Annotated in this window: 23 protein-coding genes; 18 read left to right on the plus strand and 5 right to left on the minus strand. The window is 73.1% G+C overall.

The features are described 5' to 3' along the window. The first annotated feature begins 40 nt into the window (after positions 1-40). The 10 genes from C3492_RS12915 to C3492_RS12960 all read left to right on the plus strand — a co-directional run bounded on the left by C3492_RS12915 (position 41) and on the right by C3492_RS12960 (position 9530). The gene (locus tag C3492_RS12915) at positions 41-931 is read left to right on the plus strand and encodes a carbon-nitrogen hydrolase family protein (protein ID WP_103811896.1); all 891 of its coding nucleotides are present in this window, start codon (positions 41-43) and stop codon (positions 929-931) included. Continuing rightward, entirely contained in the window at positions 928-1839 is a 912-nt protein-coding gene (locus C3492_RS12920; RefSeq protein WP_103811897.1) for a carbon-nitrogen hydrolase family protein, read from the plus strand. The genes C3492_RS12915 and C3492_RS12920 overlap by 4 nt, the downstream gene beginning before the upstream one ends. Before the next feature lie 8 nt (positions 1840-1847). Continuing rightward, the gene (locus C3492_RS12925) at positions 1848-2468 is read left to right on the plus strand and encodes a hypothetical protein (RefSeq protein WP_103812021.1); all 621 of its coding nucleotides are present in this window, start codon (positions 1848-1850) and stop codon (positions 2466-2468) included. Further along, on the plus strand, positions 2465-2698 hold the full coding sequence (locus C3492_RS12930) for a ferredoxin (protein ID WP_014677046.1): 234 nt from the start codon (positions 2465-2467) through the stop codon (positions 2696-2698). The genes C3492_RS12925 and C3492_RS12930 overlap by 4 nt, the downstream gene beginning before the upstream one ends. Continuing rightward, complete coding sequence (locus C3492_RS12935) at positions 2695-3282, plus strand: NADPH-dependent FMN reductase (protein ID WP_103811898.1); 588 nt, start codon at positions 2695-2697, stop codon at positions 3280-3282. Before C3492_RS12930 ends, C3492_RS12935 begins: the two co-directional genes overlap by 4 nt. 11 nt (positions 3283-3293) lie before the next feature. Next, positions 3294-4097 carry a DNA alkylation repair protein gene (locus C3492_RS12940; RefSeq protein ID WP_103811899.1) on the plus strand — a complete coding sequence of 268 codons (804 nt, stop codon included), beginning with the start codon at positions 3294-3296 and terminating at the stop codon, positions 4095-4097. Next, on the plus strand, positions 4094-6181 hold the full coding sequence (locus C3492_RS12945) for a molybdopterin-dependent oxidoreductase (RefSeq protein ID WP_103811900.1): 2088 nt from the start codon (positions 4094-4096) through the stop codon (positions 6179-6181). Before C3492_RS12940 ends, C3492_RS12945 begins: the two co-directional genes overlap by 4 nt. Before the next feature lie 226 nt (positions 6182-6407). Then, positions 6408-7214 carry a trans-aconitate 2-methyltransferase gene (locus C3492_RS12950; protein WP_103811901.1) on the plus strand — a complete coding sequence of 269 codons (807 nt, stop codon included), beginning with the start codon at positions 6408-6410 and terminating at the stop codon, positions 7212-7214. Between the two features lie 64 nt (positions 7215-7278). Then, positions 7279-8016, plus strand: coding sequence for a hypothetical protein (locus C3492_RS12955; protein ID WP_103811902.1), 738 nt, complete (start codon positions 7279-7281; stop codon positions 8014-8016). Then, positions 8013-9530 carry an MFS transporter gene (locus C3492_RS12960; protein ID WP_258055664.1) on the plus strand — a complete coding sequence of 506 codons (1518 nt, stop codon included), beginning with the start codon at positions 8013-8015 and terminating at the stop codon, positions 9528-9530. The genes C3492_RS12955 and C3492_RS12960 overlap by 4 nt, the downstream gene beginning before the upstream one ends. 143 nt (positions 9531-9673) lie before the next feature. Here C3492_RS12960 and C3492_RS12965 read toward each other — a convergent pair whose 3' ends face one another. Then, positions 9674-10369 (minus strand): DNA alkylation repair protein, encoded by a 696-nt coding sequence (locus tag C3492_RS12965; protein ID WP_103811904.1) that lies wholly within the window; start codon positions 10367-10369, stop codon positions 9674-9676. 229 nt (positions 10370-10598) lie between these two features. Here C3492_RS12965 and C3492_RS12970 point away from each other — a divergent pair, with 229 nt between their 5' ends. Beyond that, positions 10599-11885 (plus strand): NAD(P)/FAD-dependent oxidoreductase, encoded by a 1287-nt coding sequence (locus C3492_RS12970; protein WP_258055665.1) that lies wholly within the window; start codon positions 10599-10601, stop codon positions 11883-11885. Positions 11886-11904: 19 nt separating this feature from the next. Here C3492_RS12970 and C3492_RS12975 read toward each other — a convergent pair whose 3' ends face one another. After that, entirely contained in the window at positions 11905-12783 is an 879-nt protein-coding gene (locus tag C3492_RS12975; RefSeq protein ID WP_258055666.1) for a GyrI-like domain-containing protein, read from the minus strand. Positions 12784-12963: 180 nt separating this feature from the next. On the opposite strand from C3492_RS12975, the gene C3492_RS12980 reads away from it, so the two are divergent. The 7 genes from C3492_RS12980 (at position 12964) to C3492_RS13005 (ending at position 19434) form a co-directional block, all read left to right on the plus strand. After that, positions 12964-13575 (plus strand): GyrI-like domain-containing protein, encoded by a 612-nt coding sequence (locus tag C3492_RS12980; RefSeq protein ID WP_103811906.1) that lies wholly within the window; start codon positions 12964-12966, stop codon positions 13573-13575. 211 nt (positions 13576-13786) lie between these two features. Further along, positions 13787-16051 (plus strand): methyltransferase, encoded by a 2265-nt coding sequence (locus tag C3492_RS45660; protein WP_258055667.1) that lies wholly within the window; start codon positions 13787-13789, stop codon positions 16049-16051. A gap of 83 nt (positions 16052-16134) precedes the next feature. After that, a complete protein-coding gene (locus C3492_RS12990) occupies positions 16135-16659 on the plus strand; it encodes a hypothetical protein (RefSeq protein WP_258055668.1) in 525 nt (174 codons plus the stop codon). Positions 16660-16731: 72 nt separating this feature from the next. Then, complete coding sequence (locus C3492_RS12995) at positions 16732-17364, plus strand: bifunctional 2-polyprenyl-6-hydroxyphenol methylase/3-demethylubiquinol 3-O-methyltransferase UbiG (RefSeq protein WP_103811907.1); 633 nt, start codon at positions 16732-16734, stop codon at positions 17362-17364. Beyond that, a complete protein-coding gene (locus C3492_RS13000) occupies positions 17361-18431 on the plus strand; it encodes an acetylserotonin O-methyltransferase (RefSeq protein WP_258055669.1) in 1071 nt (356 codons plus the stop codon). The genes C3492_RS12995 and C3492_RS13000 overlap by 4 nt, the downstream gene beginning before the upstream one ends. 74 nt (positions 18432-18505) lie before the next feature. After that, complete coding sequence (locus tag C3492_RS46875; protein WP_374938342.1) at positions 18506-18745, plus strand: DUF6059 family protein; 240 nt, start codon at positions 18506-18508, stop codon at positions 18743-18745. A 368-nt stretch (positions 18746-19113) separates the two neighbouring features. Beyond that, complete coding sequence (locus C3492_RS13005) at positions 19114-19434, plus strand: hypothetical protein (protein WP_103811908.1); 321 nt, start codon at positions 19114-19116, stop codon at positions 19432-19434. 61 nt (positions 19435-19495) lie between these two features. Here C3492_RS13005 and C3492_RS13010 read toward each other — a convergent pair whose 3' ends face one another. Genes C3492_RS13010 through crtI form a run of 3 tightly spaced genes read right to left on the minus strand, consistent with a single transcriptional unit; the run spans position 19496 to position 23069 of the window. Further along, positions 19496-20512, minus strand: a complete 1017-nt coding sequence (locus C3492_RS13010) for a DUF5914 domain-containing protein (protein WP_103811909.1) — start codon at positions 20510-20512, stop codon at positions 19496-19498. After that, entirely contained in the window at positions 20509-21531 is a 1023-nt protein-coding gene (locus C3492_RS13015) for a phytoene/squalene synthase family protein (RefSeq protein ID WP_103811910.1), read from the minus strand. The genes C3492_RS13010 and C3492_RS13015 overlap by 4 nt, the downstream gene beginning before the upstream one ends. After that, the gene (gene crtI / locus C3492_RS13020; protein ID WP_103811911.1) at positions 21528-23069 is read right to left on the minus strand and encodes a phytoene desaturase family protein; all 1542 of its coding nucleotides are present in this window, start codon (positions 23067-23069) and stop codon (positions 21528-21530) included. Before crtI ends, C3492_RS13015 begins: the two co-directional genes overlap by 4 nt.

Below are 23069 nucleotides of genomic sequence, written 5' to 3' on the forward strand. Positions count from 1 at the left end.
CGCCCCCGCCACCGGACGTACGCCACCCAGGAGCCCTCCCATGACCCCTCGCAGACGGCTGCGCGTCGGCCTCGTCCAGCTCTCCGTGGCCACCAACCGCCGCACCGACAACCTCCGGCGCGCCGACGCCCTGATCCACGAGGCCGTGGACGACGGCTGTGAACTGGTCGTCCTGCCGGAGGCGTTCGCCACCGCGCTCAACCTGCCCAAGAGCCACGAGGTGGCCGAACCCGTCCCGGGCCCGGTCACCGAATGGCTCGCCGAACGGGCCGGCCGGCACGGCGTCTGGATCGCCGCGGGGCTCCTCGAACGCAACGGCGGGCAGGTGCACAGCTCGGCCGTCCTCATCGCCGACGACGGCAGCCTCGTCGACGTCTACCGGCGTACCGTCGTCTACGACCTGGAGGCCCACTTCCTCACCGGGGAGGTGGGCACCCGGGTCGTGGACACACCGCTGGGCCGCATCGGCCTCGTGGTCGGCTACGACATCCAGTTCCCCGAAGTGCTGCGCGGCCTGTTCGCCGAAGGCGTCGAGATCGTCGTGTGCCCGTCGATCCTGCTGCGGCCCTTCGCCGAGCCGGTACGGCAGATGCTGCTCGCCCGCGCGGCCGAGAACTGCGCCTACGTACTGTTCGCCGGAGCCACCGGGGAGAACACCCTGGCCGGCCTCACCTACATGGGCCGCACCGCCGTCATCCGCAGTCCCATGGCGATCGGCGCGTACTCCCGTGACTTCCGCCGCCAGGAACCGGTCCTGGCCGAGGCCGACCGCGAGGAGTGCGTGGTCAGCGCCGACCTGGACCTGCACGAACTGCGCCGCATGCAGGCGGCGGCGCCCTTTCCCGCCGACTTCCGCCGCTCGCCGCTCGGCCAGGCGCTGATCGCCGCGTCCGCGCGGCCCGGCGCCCTACCCCTTGGAGACCCCCGGTGAAGCCCACCACCCGGCCCCGCGTCGCCCTCCTCCAGACGCTGTGGGACCTCGACCCCGACGTCAACCTCGACCGGACGATGGCCCTGCTCGACACCGTCGAGGCGGTCGAACTCGTCGTCCTGCCCGAGTTCTTCCTCGGCCCGCCCTTCTACTTCCCGGGCCGCGCCCACCTCAAGGGAGTCATCGACCAGACCGTGCCCGGCCCCGTCTTCGAACGGCTCGCCGCGCAGGCCCGCAGGATCGGCGCGTACATCCTGTGCGGCACCGTGGTCGAACGCGACGGGGACCGCTACTACAACACCGCCGTACTCCTCGACGATCACGGCGAGATCGTCGTCAAGGCCCGCAAGACGCACCGCTTCGCCGCCGAGATGGTGTCCGTGAGCCCGAGCGACGAGTTCGCCGTCGTCGACACCCCCTTCGGGCGGCTCGGCGTCTGCGTCTGCTCCGACTTCTGGATCCCCGAGGTGCCCCGCATGCTGGCGCTGCGCGGCGCCGAGATCATCGCCGTACCCGGAGCCGCGCTGCGCGGCAACATCCAGATCACCCGGCCCTGCCTTCAGGCCAACTCCTCCTTCAACGTCTGCTACACCCTCCTCGCCAGCGCCGTCGGCGGCGTCACGGGCGAACGGGCCGGCCGTCAGGTCTCCATCGAGGTCGCCGGGCACAGCACGGTCGCCGCTCCCGAGGAGCTCCTGGCGAGCCTCGACGAGGAGGAGGCCGTCCTGACCGCCCGGCTCGACCTGGACTACCTGCGCACCATGCGCGAGGTCGACCTGTCGTTCCGGCGCAGCCTCTACTTCTGCCTGCACGGCCGCCGCCCCGAGCTCTACGGCGGCCTCCAGCAGCCGTACGCCGGGCACGAGGACCTCGAAACCCTGCTCAGCGACTACCTCACCCGGAGGTGAGCCACACCGTGCTGTTTCCTGTCAGCGAGGCCATTCCCACCGGGGCCGACCGGGAGCCCGTCCTGCAGAAGTTCCTGGACTGGGCCGACGGGGCCCACGACACCCCCGTGCCCGAGGTGCTGAGCGCCTTCTTCGGCCAGCCCCTCGACGCGCGCACCCTGCGCATCACCGGACTGCACCACGTGGCGCTCTACATCGGTGACTACCGCCACGAGACGGACTTCGAGGACTGGCTGGAGACGGTCCGCGCCTGCCCGCGCGTCGGCCACGTGACCACCGGCCCCTCCCACATAGCACCCCGCGCGTACGGCACACCCGGCCACTGGATCAACCTCCGCACCGACCTCGGCAACGAGGTGGAACTGTTCACCTGCCGCCGGCGCGACATCTGGGCCGAACGGCCGGCCGAGCAGAAGACCAGCCTGATGTCGCACTTCGGTCTCTGCATCGACACCCCCGGACACGTACGGCCCCTGCTCGACTTCCTGGCCAGCTTCGACGGGATCCGCCTGCTCGCCTACGCGCCCGCAGACGAACTCGGCCACACCTACGGGCACCTGCTGCGCGAGGACACCGACCGCGTCCTCGAACTCGTGCACGCCGGCACCGAGCCGGGAGGACCCGCATGACCGTCCAGGACCCCGCCCGCGTACCGGACAACGCCACGGGCCGGTTCTACGTCAACGTGGAGTGCACCGACTGCGACACCTGCCGCTGCGTAGCCCCCGACTTCTTCGCCCGCAACGACGAGGCCGGCTACTCCTACGTGCTGCGCCAGCCCGAGACCGAGGACGACGAGGACGCCGTGTACGAGGCGATGGACTGCTGCCCCGCCGACGCCATCTGCGAGGACGAATGACCCCCACGGCCCCGGCCGCCGTCCTGGGCATCGGCGGCAGCATGCGCCCCGGATCCACCAGCCAGACGCTGCTGCGCCGCGCGCTGCGCACCCTCGCCGCGGACGGCCACCCGGTACGGTTGCTCGACCTGCGCGAGCTGCAACTGCCCTTCTGCAACGGCGACAAGCGCGAACCCTGGCCGCACTTCCCCGACGTGGCCGTCCTGCGGGAAGCGGTCCGCGCCGCCGACGGCATCATCCTCAGCGGCGCCGAGTACCACGGCGGCGTCAACGGCGCGCTGAAGAACGCCATCGACCTGCTCGACTTCGAACACGTGGAGGGAAAGGTGTTCGGCGCCATCGTGGCCCTCGGCGGCCGCAGCAACAGCAACGCCCTGAACGACCTCAGGAACACGGCCCGCTGGCTGCGGGCCTGGATGGTGCCCGGCCAGGTCGCCGTACCCCAGGGGCGCACCGCACTGAGCGGCGGCGTCCCCGTCGACCCGGAGCTGTACGACCGGATCGACGATCTCGCCCGAAGCGTCGCACGCGCCGCCGGCGCCCTGCGGACCACCACGGGCGGCGTCCCGCTCGCCCGAGGCTGAAGGAACCGCGCATGCAGGCCCCGCCCCCCGCCGCCCTGGCCGCCGAACTGCGGGCACGCCTGGAGGACAACGCCGTCCCCGGCCGGGCGGCAGGAGAGAAGAAGTACCTCCGCAGCGACCTGCACCACATCGGCGTACCCCTGCCGGCGATGCGGGGCGTGGTCCGCTCCTTCACCAGGCGGAGCGGGCAGGGGCTCGGGCACGCCGAACTCGTCGACCTGGTCACCGACCTGTGGGCACAGCCGGTCCACGAACACCGCTCGACGGCCCTGCTGCTCCTGGACGCCTACGCCCCCCTGCTGCGCCCCGACGACACCGCGCTCCTGGAGGACCTGCTGCGCACCTGCGCCACCTGGGCCCACACCGACCTGCTCGCCCCCTTCGCGGCAGGCCGGCTCCTGCTGCGCCACCCACGGGGGACCACCCCCGCGGTGCTCCGGTGGACCGCCGACGAAGAACAGTGGGTACGGCGCGGCGGCATCCTCTGCTTCGTCCCCGCCCTGCGCGGCGAGGACACCTTCACCCGCTGGTTCCCCGTGTTCTCCGCCGCCGTCGATCCCCTTCTCGACGACGACCGGTTCTTCGTCCGCAAGGCGATCGGCTGGACCCTGCGCGAAGGCACCAAACACCACCCCGCGGCGGTCACCGGCTGGCTCACCCCGCGTCTGTCCCGGGCCGCCCCGCTCACGGTGCGCGAGGCCCTCAAGCGGCTGCCCGACGACGCACGCGCCCCCTTGCTCGCCGCCCACGCCGCCGCGCGGCCACGCCGCGGCCGGCCCCACGCGCCCACCCGACGCCCGGAGGCACCCCAGTGACCGACCCAGAAGTGACGACCCTGGTCGAGGACGGCGTCCACCGCACCGTCTGCCGGATGTGCCACGGCGGCTGCGGCGCCCTGGTGGACGTACGGGACGGACGCCTCACCCGCGTCGAGGGCGACCCGGACAACCCCAACAACCGCGGATTCCTGTGTGCTAAGGGCCGCGCCTCCCTCGACCAGCTGTACGGCAGCGACCGGCTGACCCGGCCGCTGCTGCGCACCGGTCCGCGCGGCAGCGGCGGCTTCCGGCCCATCGGCTGGGCGGAGGCCCTCGACCGCGTCGCCGACGCCCTCGACCGCACCCGGACCCGACACGGCCCCGAGTCCCTGGTCGTCGCCCAGGGCACGGACCGCAACTACCAGGAGTGGCTGTTCCGGTTCGCCAACAGCTACGGAACGCCCAATGTGCTGGGCCCGGCCCACGTCTGCTTCTATCCACGGGTGATGGCGGGCATCCTCACCATGGGCGCCTTCACCTTCTGCGACTACGAGGGCTCGCCCGACGTCGTCCTGCTGTGGGGCTGCAACAAGTCCATGACCCACGGAGACGGCGTGATCGGCACCCGGCTCCTGGACGCCGTACGCCGCGGCACCCGCATGATCGTCGTCGACCCCCGGCGCACCGCCCTCGCCAACCGCGCCCTGCACCATCTCCCGGTACGTCCGGGAGGCGACGCCGCGCTCGCCCTCGCCATGATCCACACGGTCATCGAGGCGGACGCCTACGACCACGCCTTCGTCCGGGACCACACCGTCGGGTTCGAGGACCTGGCCGAACACGTCGCCGCCTACACCCCCGAGAAGACCGAGGACCTCACCGGAGTCCCCGCCGCCGCTGTGCGCGAGGCCGCCCTCGCCTACGCCTCCGCACCCGCCGCCGCCATCGAACTGGGCACCGGCGCCCAGCAGAACCGCAACTCCTTCCACGTCTGCCGGGCCCTCGCCATCCTCTCCGCGATCTGCGGGAACATCGACCGGAGGGGCGGCGACGTCATCTTCGAGCCCCCCGGCATCATCGGCCGCCGGACCCTGCCGCTCACCGAGGCCCTGCCGACGGCGCAGCACCCCAAACGGCTCGGTGCCGACCGCCACCGCATCCTGTCGATGGCCGGCTGGGCACATCCCCGCGCCGTCTGGGACGCGATCCTGGACCACCGCCCCTACCCGGTCACGACCATGCTGGTGCACGGCAGCAACCTGCTGGTCAACTACGCGGACTCCGACCGCGTCCACGCCGCGCTCGACAGCCTCGACTTCCTCGCCGTGGCCGACCTGTACCTGACGCCCACGGCGGCCATGGCCGACATCGTGCTGCCGGTCGGCGGCTGGCTGGAGCGGGACCAGATCGTCGAACACGCCCACTACGTCGCGGCGCGCCGCAGGTTCGCGCAGGTCGGCGAGTGCCGCTCCGACGAGGAGATCCTGACCGGGCTCGCGACGCGCCTCGGGCTCGGCGAGCACTTCTGGGACAGCGCGGCGGACTCCCTCGACGCACGGCTGGCCCCCCTCGGCATGGACTTCGCAGCCCTGACCGCGCAGCACTACCGCGCCACACCGCTGACGTACGAGAAGTACCGCACCCAGGGCTTCGCCACCCGCGGCGGCCGCTTCAACATCCGCTGCGACGCGCTGCGCGCCTTCGGCTACGCACCGCTGCCCGTGCACCGCCCCGGCGCCGAACGCCCCGAGGACGGCCCGTACCTGCTCACCTCCGCGCACTCGCCGTTCTTCTTCAACTCCGAGTTCCGCAGTCTCCAGCCGCTGCGCGCCAAGGAACCCGACCCCGTCGTCGAACTCCACCCCGAGGCCGCGGCACGCGAAGGAGTCCGGGACGGCGCCTGGGTGCTCGTCTCCGCCCGCGGCCGCACGATCCGGATGCGCGCACGCGTCACCGACACCGTCGCCCCCGACGTCGTCGTGGCCGCGGCCACCTGGTGGTACCCCGAGCGCGGCGCGGACGGCGGCTGGCGCGAGAGCAACCTCAACCGGCTCACCGGCGACGACGACGAGAACGAGGAGATGGGCTCGTCCAACTTCCGCGGGATCCGGTGCGCGGTCCGCCCGGAGCCCGACGCCTGAGGCGACCGAGCGCGCCTCTCCCGGCCCACCCTGCGGAGTCTTCCGCTCCACCCCGCGTCCGCGGCGCTTCGCCATCCCGGTCAACTCCCGCGGGACCCCCGGAGAAGTAAGTGACCTTCGCGGACGCCTTGGTGCCGGGCGCGGGCCGGCGCCCCCGGCCGCTGGAAGACTCCGCCGCACGGACGGCCGCGGCGCCGTCACCGTCACGCGGACGAGAGGGGACACCGTGGAGGCAGCCTCGCGCGACGACAACGGTCCACTGGCGCTCGATCCGGCCTGGGAACACGAGAGCCTGCGTCTGGAGATGCTGGCGGCCATGACCGACCCGGCGACCATCGAGATCCTGGACGCCTGCGCGCCCGCCCACCCCCGCGAGATCGTGGAGATCGGCGCCGGCTCGGGCACCGTGGCCCGCCACCTGGCCCGCCGCCACCCCGGCGCCCGGGTCTGGGCGACCGACATCGACCTGCGCCACCTGGACGGCGGCGGTCTGCCCAACCTGGTCCCGCTGCGGCACGACGCCGCCGTCGACCCGGCCCCCGTGCAGGGCGTCGACCTCATCCACTGCCGCTCCGTGCTGATCTTCCTCGACGATCCCCAGGCGGTCCTGGGACGCCTCGCCGGCTGGCTCGCGCCCGGCGGCTGCATCGTCGTCGAGGAACTGGCCGGATTCCCCCCGTACGACCCCACCACGGTGGTCGGCGGCGCCCTGGACGCCGTGTCCCAGGTGCTCAGCCGGGATGCCGGCGCGGACCCGCAGTGGGTGCGCGATCTGATGGTCGACCCGCCCCAGCCGCTGGTCCGTCACGGACTGACCGACTGCGGCGCCCAGATGCGGGTCTACCCCTTCCGCCCGGGCAGCGCTGCGTCGGAGTTCTCACGGCTGACACTGGAGCAACTGAGGCCTCGGCTGCTCGGCCGCGGGCACCTCACCGCCGCCCAGTTCGAAGCCGCCGTGTCCCGGCTGCGCGACGACGACCTCGCCGAGCCGTCCAGCTCCGTGCTCAGCGTCTGGGGACACCGCCCCCGCTGAGGCCGCCGGCCGGGCGACCGCCCGGCATCCGATCACCGAGGAACGAAGCGAAGGGTGGACGATCATGCCTGCTCACCACCGCGCCCCCGGTCCCCAGGACCGGTCCCACGAGCAGAAGATGCTCACCACATACCTTCTCAAGCCCGGACGGGACGAGGCGGCCCGTGAGGTCCTGGCCCGTCACTGGCCGCTCCTGCGCCGCCAGGGCCTGGTCACCGGCGAACCCTCCTGGATCGCCCACGGACAGGGCAGCGACGGCCCCTTCATCGTCGAACTCGTCACCTGGGGCGTGCCGGGCGCCGTCGACCGCGCCTACCTCGACCCGGAGATCAACTCCCTGTGGCAGGAGATGTTCGCCCTCACCGAGTCCCGCGGCGCCCGCCCGCCCGTGGACTGGCCGGCCGTCACCCGGCTCACCGGTGGCGCCGCCCACGACACCCCCGCCGGCACGCCCCTGCAGACGCTGACGACCTACCAGGTGCGCGAAGGCGGTACCGAGCGGCTCGCCGAGCTGCTGCCGGGCTACTGGGACGCGCTCACCCGGGCCGGACTGCTCGCCCCCGGCGCGCCCGCGCTGTACGCCGGCGAGAACCCGCACGGCCCGTTCCTGGTCGAACACCTCGCGTGGAGCGACCCGCACGGACCGGCGAAGGCATCCGGCGAACCGGCGGCGGGCGCCCTGTACGCCCGGGCCGCGGAGCTGGCCGAGGAACGGGGGGACCGGCCGGGCATCGAGCGGTGCCCGGTGAAGCCGCTGCACTTCGGCTTCATGACAGAAACAGTGACTGGAGAAGACACGTGACCTCACCATCGGAGACCAGGCCCACGGGTACCAATCCGTGGGCGGCGCTGGGGATGCTCTGCCTCGGCGTCTTCATGACCCTGCTCGACGTCACGATCGTCAGCTCGGCCACGCCCAGCCTCATCGAGACGTTCGACGCCTCGATCGACCAGGCGGTCTGGGTCTTCAGCGCGTACATCATGGCCTTCGCCACCACGCTGATCCTCGCCGGGCGGCTCGGCGACCTCCACGGCCCGCGGCGGATGTACCTGATCGGTCTCACCGTCTTCGTCACCGCGTCGGTCCTGTGCGGCACCGCCCAGGCTCCCTGGCAGCTGATCCCGTTGCGGGTGCTGCAGGGCGTCGGCGGAGCGCTCCTCGTACCCCAGCTCATGCCCATGATCACCACGCTGTTCCCGCCGCAGAAGTGGGGAGCCGCCTTCGGGTTCACCGGCGCGCTGTCGGGACTGGCCGTGCTGGCCGGCCCGCTCGTCGGCGGATTCCTGGTCACCGGCGCCTCCTGGCGCTGGATCTTCTACGTCAACCTGCCCATCGGCCTGCTCACGTTCTTCCTGGTGCTGCGCTTCCTGCCCGACCCGAGGCCGGGGCTGCGCCAACCGCTGGGCATCGGCTCCGTCCTGCTGCTCCTGTCCGGCGTCGGCGCCGTCGTCTTCGGCCTCGTCGAGGGTGAGCGGCTGCACTGGGCGGCGACGGTCTGGGCGGTCATCGTGGCGGGCCTGGCGCTGCTCGCCGCCTTCTTCGCCGACCAGCGCAGGCGGCAGTCCGGTGTGCCGCTGGTGCCGTTCGCGCTGTTCCGTGCCCGCAGCTTCACCCTCATGAACCTGATCGCCGTCACCGTCGGCTTCGGCGTCGTCGGCGCGTTCCTGCCCCTGACGCTGTACCTGCAGAGCGTGCAGGGCCTGTCCGCGGCCAGGGCCGGACTGGTGATCGCCGTGATGCCGCTGGCGTCGGTCGCCACCGCCGTCATCAGCGGCCGGGTCATCGAGACGGCCGGTCCCAAACGCGTCCTGCTCGGCGGCCTGGTGTGCTTCTCCGCCGGCCTCGGACTCATCGCCCTGCAGGCCACCGCCCACGCCTCACTCTGGCAGCTCGTGGGGCCGCTGGTGCTCGCCGGCGTCGGCACCGGCTTCACGTTCGCACCGATGTTCAGCGTCGGCATGCGCGAGGTGCCGCCCCAGCTCAGCGGAGTGGCCTCCGGAACCGTCAACACGGTCCAGGAGCTCGGGGGCCTGCTCGCCAGCGCCGCCATCGGCGTGGTGCTCCAGGTCCGGCTCGGCGAGGGGCAGAACATCGCCACCGGCCGGCCGGTGGAAGCCGGGGGCCGGCCGACGCAGGCGGCCCTGGACGCCTTCCACGAGACCCTGGCCGGCGCCATCCGCGTCAGCATGCTCATCCAGATGGCCGTCCTCGCGGTGGGCGCCCTGTGCGCGCTCGCCATCAAACCGGCCCCGCCCGCGGCGGCGCCGACGGGCGAGCCGTCCTCCGGCGAGCCACGGACGGCCGACGTCGACTGACCCGGCGCCGCCCGATACCCCGCCGCCCGACAGGGCGCCGAACGCTACGGCGCTCCCCGCGTCGGCCGTCCCGAGGGCCGGCGCAGGGGTGCGTTCCGGGCCGCGCCGGGGTCGGTCCCGGCCCCGGCGGCCCGTTCCCGGCCCTATCGCCCCTGCACGAACCGTGCCCGCTCGGCCGGCGCCAGCCGCTCCGTCGCATAGCGGACGGTGATGCGCGGCAGCTCGTCGAGGTGCCGGTCGAGGAAGGCCACCATGAGCGGTTCGTCCCGGCGGCCGATCTCCCGCAGCATCCAGCCGAGCGCCTTGTGGATCAGAGGTTCCGGATCCCGGCGCAACGCCAGCACCAGGCGGAACGTCGGCTCGAAGCGTCCCTCGCGGATCAGCGCCAGCGTGGCGAGCACAGCGATCCGCCGGTCCCACAACCACGAGGACGCGGCCAGTTCGTCCAGGACCCGCAGGTCCCCCTCCAGTAGCCACGGCCCGAGTACGACGTGCGCGGAACCGTCGACCAGGTCCCAGTTGTCCACGCACTCGGTACGCGCCAGATAGAAGTCGACCAGCGCCTTGCGGTCCGCGCCGCGCGCCGTGCGCACCTGCTCGGCCAGGACCAGCAGCCCGGCGAAGCGCTCCTCGTGGACCCGGCTGCGCAGCAGCGCGTCCACGTCGTCGAGGGACAGGCCGCGGTAGGCGCGCGCCAGCTTGCGCAGCACCGGCACGCGTACACCGAGCAGTTCGTCGTCCTGCGTACGGCTGAGCACCCGCTCCTGCTGCGCCCGCACCGCCGGCTCCGCCAGATCCCGCAACCCGGCCCGTAATTCCTTGAGCGAAACGATCGTCATGACGGCGGACGCTAGCGCAGGGCGGCCGCACGTGCCGCCGAGACCCCCGCGAAGGGGCGGCTGGTCAACTTCGTCGCGGCCGACGCCTCCGCAGTTGACCGTCGCGCAGATCCTCGCCGCCCCGGCTTCCGCCCACGCGCCCCACGGCCACATCTTGTACAAGACCGTACTAACCGTCCTGCCGACGGGACCCGCCATGCCGGGAGCCCACGAGCCGAAGGAGAACTTGATGCCGCGGAAGGCGTTCAAGGTGCTGGTGATCGGCGCGGGTCTCGCCGGACTGACCCTCGCTCAAGGACTGCGCCGACAGGGCATCGACGTGGAGGTGTTCGAACGCGACGTCGCCCCCGTCGACCGCTCGCAGGGCTTCCGCATCCACGTGAACCCGTTAGGGACCCGCGCGCTGCGCGCCTGCCTGAGCGACGAGTTGTTCGAGTTGTTCCTGGAGACGAGCGGCAGCGGCGGCAGGGGCCTGTGCTTCACCGACCACCGCCTGAGCCCCCTGCTCAGCCTGGAGGGGCCCAGGAACGAGGACCCGCTGCGCAACCACCGGTCCGTGTGCCGGGTGACACTCCGTCACCTCCTGCTGCGCGGCCTGGAGGACGCGGTGGGCTTCGGCCGCCGGTACGAGCGGTACGAGGAGCGCGCCGACGGCCGAGTCATCGCGCACTTCGCGGACGGGTCCACGGCGGAGGGCGACATCCTGGTCGGCGCGGACGGCTGCCGGTCCCGGGTGCGTACCCAGCGGCTGCCCCAGGTGCGCGTGTCGGACACCGGAGCGATGGGCGTGGCCGGGAAGCTGCCCCTCGACGACCGGCTCCGCGGCTGGATCCACCCGCCACTGCTGGCGTCCGCGCACATCGTGATGGGCCCCCACGGCTCCCGGATGTTCGCCGCCACGCACGAGTACCGCACCAGGCCGAGCAAGGCCCTCGGCCTGCCCGCCGCCGGCGGCGACCTGCTCTTCGACACCGACACCGACTACCTGATGTGGGCGATCACGGCCACTCCCGGGCGCCTGGGCCTGCCGGCGCAGACCTCGCTCGGTCCCGAGCGACTGGCCCCGGCAGTGCGGAGCCTGGTCGACGACTGGCACCCGTTGCTGCGGCGCGCGGTCGCCGACGCCGACCCGGACACCCTCACCGCACTGTCGGTGCGCACCGCCGAGTCCGTGCCCGCCTGGCAGCCGTCCCGGATCACCCTCCTCGGCGACGCCGCGCACTGCGCGACCCCGCTCGGCGGGATGGGCGGCAACATGGCCCTGCGCGACGCCGAACTGCTCACCCGGCACCTGGCCGCCGCCGCCCGCGACGACGAGCGGCTGGAACAGGCGGTGGGGGAGTACGAGTCGGCGATGCGCGGCTACGCGGCGGACGCGGTCCTGAAGTCGAAGAAGAATCTGGAGCGTTCCCTCGCCGAGAACGCCGTCAGCCGGGCGCTGACCCGCGCCACGTTCCGGGTGATCGACCGCATGCCCCCCGTGAAGCGGCGTATGGCCGCCGAAGTGGGCGGCTGACCGGGCCGTGCGCCGTCCCTCAGGCCCGCGTCGGCGTCGTCTGCGCGGGTCCCAGCGGCAGGCTCACCCACGCCAGCGTCCTGACCTCCGGCCGGCACCAGGGAATCCGCTCGTACTCCACCAGGTAGGGCATGGGTGGCCGGTCGCCGTCGTACAGGCCCAGCATCACGGCGCTGACCGCAAGGTGCATGAAGGTGTAGGGGATCAGCTGCACGGGGCCCGTGTGCGTGATCTGCAGCCGCCGTTGCGCGGGAACCACCTGGAGGCCGATGCCGTCCGACGGCACGAACGCCAGCGGCACCACCGTGCCCACGTCGAAACGGATCGACGCGTCCTGGTAGAGCTCCGGGTCGTCGTGGGTGATCTCGACCGGTTGCTGCGCGTCCGGCTCGTACCCGTGGACCTCCAGCCAGTCCCGCATCTGCCGCCAGCGGCCGGACAGCGACGCGTGACTGCCGAAGTGCCGTAGGAAGGCCACCACGCGACTTCCGCTGTCCACCTCGACCAGGCCGGAGCAGCCCGGCCCGGACGTCGGCCACGGCGCGCTCGGCTCCCGGCGCCGCAGTTCGGCCGGCGTGCTCCCGAAGGCCTCGCGGACCGCCCGCGTGAACGGCGCGTGCGCCGAGTAGCCGCACCGGGCGGCCACCTCGTGCACCGGCCAGCTCGTGAACACCAGCCGGTACGCCGCCAGTTCCAGACGGTACCGGCGCACATAGCGCTGCACCGACTCTCCGGTGGTGTCCCGGAAGATCTTCCGGAAGTAGTGCGGAGCCGTGTGCACCTGTTTCGCGATGACGTCGATGTCCACATTGGACGAGGCGTCGCGCAGTCTGGCGACGATGTGGGGAATGGCGGACAGCACCCTGCTGTCGTGAAGCGCCACCGTCGTCACACGCATGCCGCCACGACCCGTGCCCACGCCAGGCAGATATTCCGGCACTCGGAGCCCCCGTATCCGGAATGAGCGGCACCACCCCGAAGAGAGGCGGCCCGCGCAGTCACTTGAGGGCGGATCCTGCCACATCACGGAATAGGGTCAAAGTCGTTCCAAGGCCAAGTGCGGGAATACAGTCGGGAAGTGCACGGATACCGCTCCGGTATCCCGGACGACCTCGCGAAGGCAGGGGACATGGCCGGAAGACACGTCACCGGGACAGGCGCGACGCCGGCACGGGACACCGTGCTGGCGTCCGGACAGCGCATCTTCACATTCGTCGAGTTCGGCCCGCTGCCGGTCATTTCCCTCCGTCACTCGGGAACCTTCCGTACACTCGCGCGGACTTGGCGCAATCTCATCGACTACACGGACTCCTGCGGCCTGACCCAGGGCGTACAACTCGTCGGAGTCGTCTACGACGACCCGGCGTACGTCCCGGCCGAGTCCCTCCGCTACGACGCCTGCGTCGCCGTTCCCGAAGCCGGACTGCGCCGGCTCCCGCTACCGGCCGACAGCGGACTTCCCGTCCGTTACGAAACCCTCGGCCCCGTATGGTGCTGGCGCACCACCCACCGCGGTCGCTTCGGCACCCTGTCCGAGACCTATCGGCGTGCCCTGGACACCACCGCCTTCCAGCAGCAGGGCGTCGTCGCCCCCTGCCCGAACCCCCCGTTCTACGAGATCTACCGCTCCGGCCTCGGCGCCGCCCCGGACGACGACGCCCGCATCGACATCCACCTCCCCGTCGCCTGACAGAAACCGGCGACCCCCGTACGCGTGGCGGCATCCGCACCCGGCCGCATGAGCAAGCGGGTCAACTCCCGGACCGGCACCCACCGTCCGAGGTGACCCTCACGCAGAACCGGACCGCCCGTCCCTGGGCGACCGCCACCACCGCTGGAAAACTCTCGGATCCGTGACGCAGCCCACCAGCGGCCGCACCGATCAGGGGAGAGGAGCCGGCATGGCGACGGCCCCGGCCACCGGCGGCAAGAAACGACAGGCCCTGCCGGGCAGGGAACCCAGGCCGCCGCTGTTCGGCGGCGCCCACTGCGAAACCTCCGCCTTCCGCAAGGCCCTGCACGCCCACGGCCTCGACGTCGGCGAGGAGATGCTGCTCGGCCTCGGTGGCGGCATCGGATTCATGTACGTCCCCAAAGCCCCCGGCACGCCACCGTTCCTCGCCACCCGCAACGACCCCTTCCCGCTCTTCACCCGCCGCATGGCCGCCGGCGTCGGCCTGGAACTCGACATCGCCACCACCACCGACCCGCGCGCGGCCAGCGACCAACTCGCGGCGGAACTCGCCGTACACGGCCTCGCGATCGTCTACGCCGACATGCACTACCTGTCGTACCTCAGCGCCGAACACCATTTCGGCGGCCACTGCCTCGTGGTCCTCGGCGCCGACGAGGAGAGCGGCTGGCTCCGGGTCTCCGACCGCCCCGCCCGGCCCCGCACACTCGCCCCGGAGGAACTGGCCGCCGCCCGCGCCTCCCGGCACCAGCCCTTCCCGCCCCGGCACGCCCTGCTGCGTGCCCCGTGGGACCAGGCCGTCCCGCCCACCGAGGACCGGATCCGCTCGGCTCTGGCCGCCGCCGCACGCGCCGGCCTGGAGCCGGCCAACGCCGCCCTCGGCATCCAGGGCCTCCACATGCTCGCCGAACGCCTCGTCGCCACCGTCCGCGACTCGGCCACCCCCGAGGCCGTCGTCGACACACTCGTCCAGGCCTTCATCGACCTCCACCTCGCCGGAACGGGAGGCGACGGGTTCCGGAGCATGTTCCACACGTTCCTCGACGAGGCGGCCACGCTGCTCGACGATCCGCGGATCACCGACGCGATCCCCCTCGCAGCGGCCGACGCCGCCGCCTGGCAGCACCTGATCGCGACACTGCTGCCCGCGGGCACAGCCCTCGGCGATCTCGCCGACGCGCACCGCGCGCGCGAGGAACACATCCTCTCGGGCACCCCCGAGCGCCAGGTGGAGGCATCAGCCGTCGCCGTGCGCCTGCCCCTCCTGCGCGAGGAGGCCGTCGCCGCCGTCCCGGACCTGCGACAGGGCCTGGCGACCGCGCTGCACGACGCCGTGCACGACATCATCGACCACGAGACACGGCTGCTGCGCCTGCTGGCACCCGCGGGCGGCGGGAGTGAACCGCGGCGCTCGACCACGTACGACGACATCACCGTGAGCGAAGGAGCACACGTGAGCGCGAGTTCCACCACCACGACGACAGACGTCGCGCATCAACTCGGCCTCCTCACCGACCTGGTGACGCCGTGGGCCGTGCGCGTGGCGGCCACCCTCCGGCTCGCCGACCACATCGGCGACGACACCGTGTCCGTCGAGGACCTCGCCCGGCACACCGACGCCGCCCCCGACACCGTGGGCCGCCTCCTCGAACACCTCGCGGCCCGCGGCGTGTTCCAGCCGGACGGCCCCGGCCGGTACCGCAACACCGAACTCTCCCGACGGCTGCGCCGCGACCACCCCATGACCGTCCACCCCTGGCTCGACATCGAGGGCGGGATGGGCCAGTACGACATCGGTCTCAGTGCGCTCCTGACCGCGGTCCGCACCGGAAAGGACGCCTACACACCCACGTTCGGCCGGTCCTTCTTCGAAGACCTCAACAGCGACGCCCGCCGCGGCGCCGCCTACGACGAACTGATGGCGACACTCACCGCCTGGACCCTGCCGGAGATCGTCCAGGCCTACGACTGGACGACGGTCGGGCACGTCGCCGACATCGCCGGCGGCAGCGGTGCCCTCCTGACCGGCCTCCTGCAGGCCCATCCGCACCTGAGGGGAACCCTCGTCGACGACGCGCGCGCCGTGGGCACCGCCACCGAGAGGTTCACCAAGGCCGGTGTCGCCGACCGGGCCACGGCCGTCGCCGGATCCATGTTCGAACCGCTGCCGCGCGGTGCCGACCTGTACCTCGTCAAGTCGACCGTGATGGGCTGGGGAGACGAAGGGGCCGCGGACATCCTGCGCCGCTGCGCCGACGCCGCCCGCCCGGGCGGCCGCGTCGTCGTCGCCGAATTCCTGCGCGGATCCCCGCGACTGGTGCCCTCCCTCGACCTGTACATGGCCCTGCTGGGAGGAAAGGAGCGCACGGAGGACGAATTCCGGGCGCTGGGCCGCACGGCCGGGCTCACCCTGCGGACCGTCCACCCCACGCCGTCCGGATACTGCCTGCTGGAGTTCACTCCCGACGCATAGGGTCGTGCACACAACTGCCGGCAGCAACACCGACGGGACCTCCAGTGCAGAACGCGACACTCCTTCGTTCCCACGACCGGCCCATGGAGCAAGGTGCCTCCGGCACCCCTCACTGGACGGTGGTACGCGCCCAGCCCCTGCTCGTCCTCAGCCTCAGAAACCCGGGGGGAGCGGACACGTGGAGGGACACGTGGCGCAGCCTCACCGCCCTCGTCTTCTCCTGCGGCCTCGCGACCAGGGAGACCAGAGCGCTCGAAGTGCACTACGACGCGGGCACGACGCGCCGCTTCGACGCCTGCCTGTCCATCCCGTCCTCCAGGCTCGCGGCAGAGGTGACCGCCGACGACCTCGCCCAGGTGCCCGGAGCGAGGATGGAAACCGTCATGGGCCACGGACCGTTCCTCCACCACAGGCCCACCGCCGGGCAGGACGGGCGGCCCGCCCCGGCAGCACCCCTGCCCCCGGCCGCCGCCCCGCACCCGACCTCGCTCGTCCCCGCCTGGCCCCGCTACCACGTCTACGCATGCAGCCCGGCCCTGGCCGGGGAAACACCCGTGATCACCGACACCTACATCACCCTGACCGCGTCCGCACCCGCCCGGCCCTGACGCGCACGGCCCGGGGTGCGGTGGCACGCGGCTGACGAGCTGTCCCTACCCGACCCCGGACGGAGCGCCACCATGACGACGCCCACCACCGCGCTCGACTGGAACCGCAGCTACCGCAACGGCGACCACCACACCTACTGGGAACTCAGCCACCCCTCCGCCGAACTCGTCGGATTCCTGGCAGCCCACGGGCCGGGCGCCGGACGCACCGCCCTCGACATCGGCTGCGGAACCGGCTGGGACGCCATCGCCCTGGCCGGCGCCGGATACCGGGCCACCGGCATCGACCTCAGCGCGGAAGCCCTCACCCTGGCCAGGGCCCGCGCCGCGGAGGAAGCCCCCGAGGACGCCCCGCCCGCCTTCCAGCAGGCCGACGTGCGCGACCTGCCGTTTCCCGACGGTACCTTCGACGTCGTCGTGGACCGCGGCTGCTTCCACCATCTCGGCGGGGAGGACCGCGCGCTGTACGCCGGCGAAACCGCACGCGTCCTGCGTCCGGGCGGCTGCCTCTACCTCCGGGGCAGCCGCGTGGACAGCTTCCCGTTCAAGCCGCTCACCGCACAGGGTCTGGCCGACGTCTTCGTCCGCTTCGGCTTCGCGGTCGGCCCCCTGCTGCCGTTCCACCTCCAGACGGACGCGATGAGCCTGCCCGCGTACGCCTGCGTACTGACCCGGACCACCACCAGCGACGGAGCGAACGCATGAGCACGACGACCTCGGCGCGCACGACGCGGACGCCGGTTCCTCCCGCCACCCCCGGCGACCCCGCGGTCGCCCGCCTCGCGGCACTCACCGACCTGGTCACGCCGTACGCGATCCGCGCCGCGGCCACCCTCGGTCTGGCCGACCTCGTCGCGGAGGGCGTCACCACGGCCGACGCCCTGGCCGAACGCACCCGGAGCGACGCCGACGCCCTGCGCCGGCTCCTGGACCACCTGGCGGCCAGTGGCCTCCTCGAAGAGCCGGAGCCGGGCCGCTACGCCCTCACCGACCTCGGGTCCGTCCTGAGGAACGACCATCCCGCGCGCACCCGTGCCTGGCTGGACCTCGACGGCGGCATGGGCCGCTCCGATCTGGCGCTCAGCGGTCTGCTCACGACGGTCCGCACCGGCGAACCGGCCTACCCGGACCGGTTCGGCGCGTCCTTCTGGGAAGACCTCGCCGCCGATCCCGCACGAGCCGCGTCCTTCGACGCCCTCATGGAGACGCACCTGGCGAACGTGGAGGCGGCGGCGGACGCCTACGACTGGAGCGGCGTCGGCCACGTGGTCGACGTGGGCGGAGGGACGGGGAAGCTGCTCACCCGCATCCTCGAAGCGCACCGCGAACTGCGCGGCACCCTGGTCGAACTCCCCGGCACCGCCGAGAACGCCCGCCGACGGCTGGCCGAGGCCGGCCTCACCGACCGCTGCACGGTGGTCCCCGGCACGTTCTTCGACCCCCTGCCCTCCGGCGCCGACGCCTACGTCCTCTCCTTCGTCCTGCACGACTGGAACGACCGGCAGGCCGCGCGGATCCTGGACCGCTGCGCCACGGCCGCCGCGCCGCACGGCCATGTCGTGGTGATCGAACGGCTGAAGGAGGAAGGCGTCAAACAGCCGTGGGCGACCGCGATGGATCTGCGCATGCTGCTGACCGCGGGCGGCCGGGAACGCACCCTCGACGATTACCGCGCCCTCGCGGACACGGCGGACATCACCCTGCGCACCGCCGTACAGACCTCCACGGGCGCCTCGGTACTGACGTTCACGACGGATCGCCGAGGGGGCTGACGGCGGTGCGTGCTGAGGACCGATGCGGTCGGAGCGGCACGAGGAGCAGGCTCCAGGACTGGGCGGGCCCGGTGATGCGCTGCCTCGCCGCCATGGGATCGATCTGGGTGTCCGTGCCTCTGGGCACAGCCGATGGAGGACCGGCGCCCGGTCACCCCGAACGGCTCGTCCCCAGCACGCCGTCGACCCCCGCGGAACGGGCGCTGCGACGGCAGCTCAAGGGTGTGGAGCGTGCCGCCTGGTGGTGGCACTGGTGGCACGTGGCGGACGTCCGCCGACGGCAGTCGAGTCCGGCCGCGGCCCCCAGACGGTGACGTGCCCGCCGCCCCCGGCCCGGTCCGTCGGGGGACGCCGGCGCGGTGACCGTCTCCGCCGGGGGCGACCGAGCTCGGTCACCCGTCCGGGCGGGTCCCGTTGTCCCTTGTCATATGTGCTCAACAGCCGAGAGGGTGCGGTCCATGACGCTCGTCTTCGGTCTCCTCGCCCTGGCCGCGGTCTGCCTCGCCTGGCGGAGCGGGGTCCGCCTCCGCCGAGCGGGAGGTGCGCTCCGGATTCGTGCCCGCTTCGACCCGGCCGCCGCCCATGGGACTGCACCGCGGCCACGGTTCATGCCGAGTTGCTCCTCCAGCACGCCTGGGCGGTGCGGGGGAGCGGATACGCACACACCGTCCCGGCCGATCGCATGGCGCGCTTCAAGGCCCTGCTGAAGGAGGCGACACGGTCCGGCCGTGCCGCGCTCGCGCCCTCTCGTGCGGTCAAGGACGTGCTGGAGAGCGTCGCCCGGTCACTCGACCAGGCCCCCGGCCACGACGAGCACCTGCCGTGGCTGCGCCATCTGCCTGCCCACCACCTGGTCGAAGCGCGATGCCACGAGGCCGCGCCGGAACAGTTCCGGCGGATCGGCCCGTGGTGCGGTGCGGAAGCCTGGACGAAGCACCGCGATCCGGTCGCGGCCTCCGACCGGGCCCGGGCCGTCGCGGCGACACGATCCCGACGGAGCTGACGCGGAGCGGGGCTCGCGGGCGCGTGGCCGACAGCGTCGGCAGACGACCGCTCGTCGCCGCTCAGCCGGGGAAGCGTCCCGAGGCGCGGAGCGTCCAGCGTCGTTCGGCGTAGGCGAGGTCGTCGCGCCACAGGCGCGCCGAGGCCGCGCGCACGAGCGGTCGCAGCAGCGGCGCCGCACGGCGGACGACGGCGAAGCCCAGCCGGTCGGAGGCGGCCACCACCGCCTCGGTCACCGTGGTCCGCGGCCGGCCCGACCGGTCGGGACCGAGTGGCGTGGCGTGGGTCTCGACGACGGAACCCGCCCCCTCACCCTCGGTGATGCGCATGACGACCGTGCGCGGCTCCGGGGCGGTGAACACGGCGCGGACGGGTACGACCAGGCGCCCCGCCACCTTGAAGGAGACGTCGACGGTGAAGGCGTCCTCGGTGCCGCTCCCGGAGCCGTCGGGTGATCCGACCACCGTGAGGTCGACGAACGAGTACGGGTGCAACCACGCACCGTGCCACGGGTCCAGACGGTTGGCCACCACGTCCTCGACCTCGCAGACCCCCGTGCCGGTGTAGACGGCTGCCAGCGCGCGTGCCCGCTCCGGCCGCCGCACGACGACCGGCGCGTCCGACGGGGGCTCACCGCCCACCGCGTCCAGCCGGACCCACAGCAGCAGGCCGTCGTCGTGCACCGGCAGCGGAGCCCAGCCGGCGTAGGGGGTGCCGTCCAGGGCCAGCCCGTGCCAGTGGCACACCAGGGTGCCGCACCGAACCGGACTGTCCCGCAACGGTGCCCCGAGATGGGGACAGACACCGGGGCCGGCCACCGGACGGCCATCCGGACCGCGCCACACGACCACCTCCTGACCCGCCACGGTTCCCGCGAGCGGACGGTCGTCGCGCAGAACGCCCGACGCACCGACGACGTACCAGTTGCCGGACGGCCGGGCCCGCGCCCGTTCCAACGCCTCCGCGATCACGCCCGGCCCGGCGTCGCGCCAGGTCGGCCGCTGACGCTCCCACGGCACCGGCCGTCGGCGCAGCGACAGCGGAAGACGACCGCGCCGGACCGGTGGGACGGGGTTCACCCGACCTCCGCCGCGGCCGGTGGGCAGGGTCCGCCGAGCACCGGGGCGGGCAGCGGACGCGGTGCCCCGGGTCGCCGGGAGGAACGCCCGGCGCGCAGCCGCGCGGTGACCGCCCGCACGAGGCCGTCCGCGGCGACCGCCGCGCGCCGCCGGCGCGGGACCACCGCGCGGCGGTGCAGCACCGAGTAACCGTCCTGGGCGACCGCGTCCAGGATGCCGCCGTACAGGACGAACGCGGTGCGGATACAGGGACGGGAGACCGGGTCCAGCATGCCGAGGCCGGGGAGCGCCTCCCGGTAGACACCGCGCGTCAGCGCCTCGAACTCGCGCAGCGCGGCCGTGATGCGAGGCTCGTGCCGGCCGGTGTCCCGGCTCCACCGCAGCAGTTCCCGGTCCACTCCGTGGCCCGCGAGGAGGTCGGCGGGCAGATAGACGCGGCCCCGGTCCAGGTCCTCGCCCACGTCCCGGAGGAAGTTGCTGAGCTGGAAGGCGACACCCAGCGCCGCCGCGTACGGCGCGGCCTCCTCGCGCGGCACCACGGTGCCCAGCACCGGCAGCATCTGCAGTCCGATCACCGCGGCCGAGCCGTGCATGTAGCCGCGCAGGTCGGCGTAGGTGGCGTAGTCGGTCACCGTGAGATCCGAGCTCATCGCGGACATGAAGTCATGGAACAACGCGTGCTCGATGCCGTACCGGTGCGCGGTGTCGGCGAGCGCCAGGACCACCGGCTCGTCACCGCGCCCGTACCGCAGTCCGTCCTCCAGGCTCCGCCGCAGTTCCGCCAGGGCCGCCGCCCGCCGCCCGGTGTCCGCGCCGGTGCCGAAGGAGTCGACGATGTCGTCGGCCCAGCGGGCGAAGCCGTACAGAGCGTGCACGGCGGGCCTGCGTTCGACGGGCAGCAGCCGGGTGGCGAGGAAGTACGTCCTGCCGTGCCGCGCGTTCAGAGCACGGCAGTGCCGGTACGCCGCGCGCAGCGCCGGATCACCGATCCCCGCCGCGCGCAGTTCGCGGTCCGTCATGTGGTGGTCTCCTTCACGCGCAGGGGAGGGACGGGGGGCCGGGAGGGTGCGGGACGCGGCGGACCGGTGATCCGCGCGGCGGCGAGCTTCCCGGACAGCAGCACGGTCGGCACGCCGACGCCCGGCGTGGTGCCGCAGCCGGCGAGGACGGCGTTCTCGGTGCCCCGCACGAGGTTCCGCGGCCGGAACGGCCCCGTCTGGGCGAAGGTGTGGGCGGCCGAGAAGGGGGTGCCCGCGGCGTGACCCGCGGCCCGCCAGTCGGCCGGGGTGACGAGACACTCCTCCTCGACGGCGGCCTCGATGCCGTGCAGACCCCGCCGCTCCAGCTCCCGCAGCAGCGTCCGGCGGTAGCGGGGGCCGAGTTCGCGCCAGGCGCCGGCATCCGGCCCGATGTCGGTGTTGGGGCAGGGCGCGAGGATGTAGTGCAGATGGCGGCCCGGCGGTGCGAGCCGGGGATCGGTGGCGGTGGGCCGGGTGACGAGCAGGGAGGGATCGCTCATCAGCCTGCCGGTGCGCGTGAGTTCGGTGAACGTGGTGTGCCAGGCCGCGCCGAAGAACAGCGTGTGGTGGGCCAGTCGGGGCCAGGTGCGGTCCGTTCCGGCGTGCAGCACCACGGCGGACGGTGAGTGCCGCAGGCGCAGCGGACGCCGGGGGGAACGGCCGAGGAGCCGGTAGGCGACCGGCAGGTCCGGGGTGAGCACGACGGCGTCGCAGGGGATGCGGTCCTGGTCCGTGACGACGGCGGTGACGCGCCCGCCCGAGCGTTCCAGACGGGTCACCCGCTGCCCGTACCGTAGGTCGGCGCCCGCCTCGGCGGCGGCGTCCGCCATGGCCCGCGGCAGGGCGTGCACGCCGCCCCGCGGGAAGTACACGCCCGCGACGGTGTCCATGTAGGCGATGACCGCGTACGCGGCCAGCGCGCGGGCGGGCGGCACACCCGCGTACAGCGCCTGGAAGGAGAAGACCCGGCGCAGCCGTTCGTCCTTCAGGAAACGCCCGATCCGGGCGTCCAGCCGGCCGAAGCCGCCGAGCGCGGCCAGCCGGGCCAGGTCGGTGTTCAGCAGGTTGAGCGGGGAGTCGAAGTTGGCGTCGATGAAACGGCGCATCTGCGCCCGGTGCAGCTTGCCCAGCCAGTCGCGCAGCCGCCGGTACCCCGCCGCCTCACCGGGACCGGCGAAGCGCTCCACCTCCGCCGCCATCGCGTCGGCGTCGGTGTGGACGTCGAGCGTGCTGCCGTCCGCGAAGCGGGCCCGGTAGGCCGGGTGCAGGGGGATCAGTTCCACCCTGCGGTGCAGGCTGTCGCCGACGGCCGCGAAGGCTTCGTCGGCGAGTTCGGGCATGGTCAGCACGGTGGGACCGGTGTCGACCCGGTAGCCCCCGAGGTCCAGGCGTCCGGCCCGGCCGCCGGGCAGGGCGTCCCGCTCGAGGACGGTGACACGTCGACCGGCGCCCAGCAGGTGCAGGGCGGCCGACAGCCCGGCGAGGCCGGCCCCCACGACGACGACGTGGTCGGTGCGTCCGGGCAACGTGCGCGTCAC

The sequence above is a fragment of the Streptomyces sp. Ru62 genome (genome assembly GCF_002920615.1).
Taxonomy (GTDB): domain Bacteria; phylum Actinomycetota; class Actinomycetes; order Streptomycetales; family Streptomycetaceae; genus Streptomyces.

Bases quoted from the DNA above. Each gene is read 5' to 3' on its own strand.
- C3492_RS12915 (WP_103811896.1), top strand. From the start codon at position 41: ATGACCCCTCGCAGACGGCTGCGCGTCGGCCTCGTCCAGCTCTCCGTG.
- C3492_RS12935 (WP_103811898.1), top strand. From the start codon at position 2,695: ATGACCCCCACGGCCCCGGCCGCCGTCCTGGGCATCGGCGGCAGCATG.
- C3492_RS46875 (WP_374938342.1), top strand. From the start codon at position 18,506: ATGCGCTGCCTCGCCGCCATGGGATCGATCTGGGTGTCCGTGCCTCTG.
- C3492_RS13015 (WP_103811910.1), bottom strand. From the start codon at position 21,531: ATGACGGACCGCGAACTGCGCGCGGCGGGGATCGGTGATCCGGCGCTG.
- C3492_RS12975 (WP_258055666.1), bottom strand. From the start codon at position 12,783: ATGCGTGTGACGACGGTGGCGCTTCACGACAGCAGGGTGCTGTCCGCC.
- C3492_RS12990 (WP_258055668.1), top strand. From the start codon at position 16,135: ATGGAGCAAGGTGCCTCCGGCACCCCTCACTGGACGGTGGTACGCGCC.
- C3492_RS12930 (WP_014677046.1), top strand. From the start codon at position 2,465: ATGACCGTCCAGGACCCCGCCCGCGTACCGGACAACGCCACGGGCCGG.
- C3492_RS12955 (WP_103811902.1), top strand. From the start codon at position 7,279: ATGCCTGCTCACCACCGCGCCCCCGGTCCCCAGGACCGGTCCCACGAG.
- C3492_RS12940 (WP_103811899.1), top strand. From the start codon at position 3,294: ATGCAGGCCCCGCCCCCCGCCGCCCTGGCCGCCGAACTGCGGGCACGC.
- C3492_RS13000 (WP_258055669.1), top strand. From the start codon at position 17,361: ATGAGCACGACGACCTCGGCGCGCACGACGCGGACGCCGGTTCCTCCC.
- C3492_RS45660 (WP_258055667.1), top strand. From the start codon at position 13,787: ATGGCGACGGCCCCGGCCACCGGCGGCAAGAAACGACAGGCCCTGCCG.
- C3492_RS12970 (WP_258055665.1), top strand. From the start codon at position 10,599: ATGCCGCGGAAGGCGTTCAAGGTGCTGGTGATCGGCGCGGGTCTCGCC.
- C3492_RS12995 (WP_103811907.1), top strand. From the start codon at position 16,732: ATGACGACGCCCACCACCGCGCTCGACTGGAACCGCAGCTACCGCAAC.
- C3492_RS12965 (WP_103811904.1), bottom strand. From the start codon at position 10,369: ATGACGATCGTTTCGCTCAAGGAATTACGGGCCGGGTTGCGGGATCTG.
- C3492_RS13005 (WP_103811908.1), top strand. From the start codon at position 19,114: ATGGCGCGCTTCAAGGCCCTGCTGAAGGAGGCGACACGGTCCGGCCGT.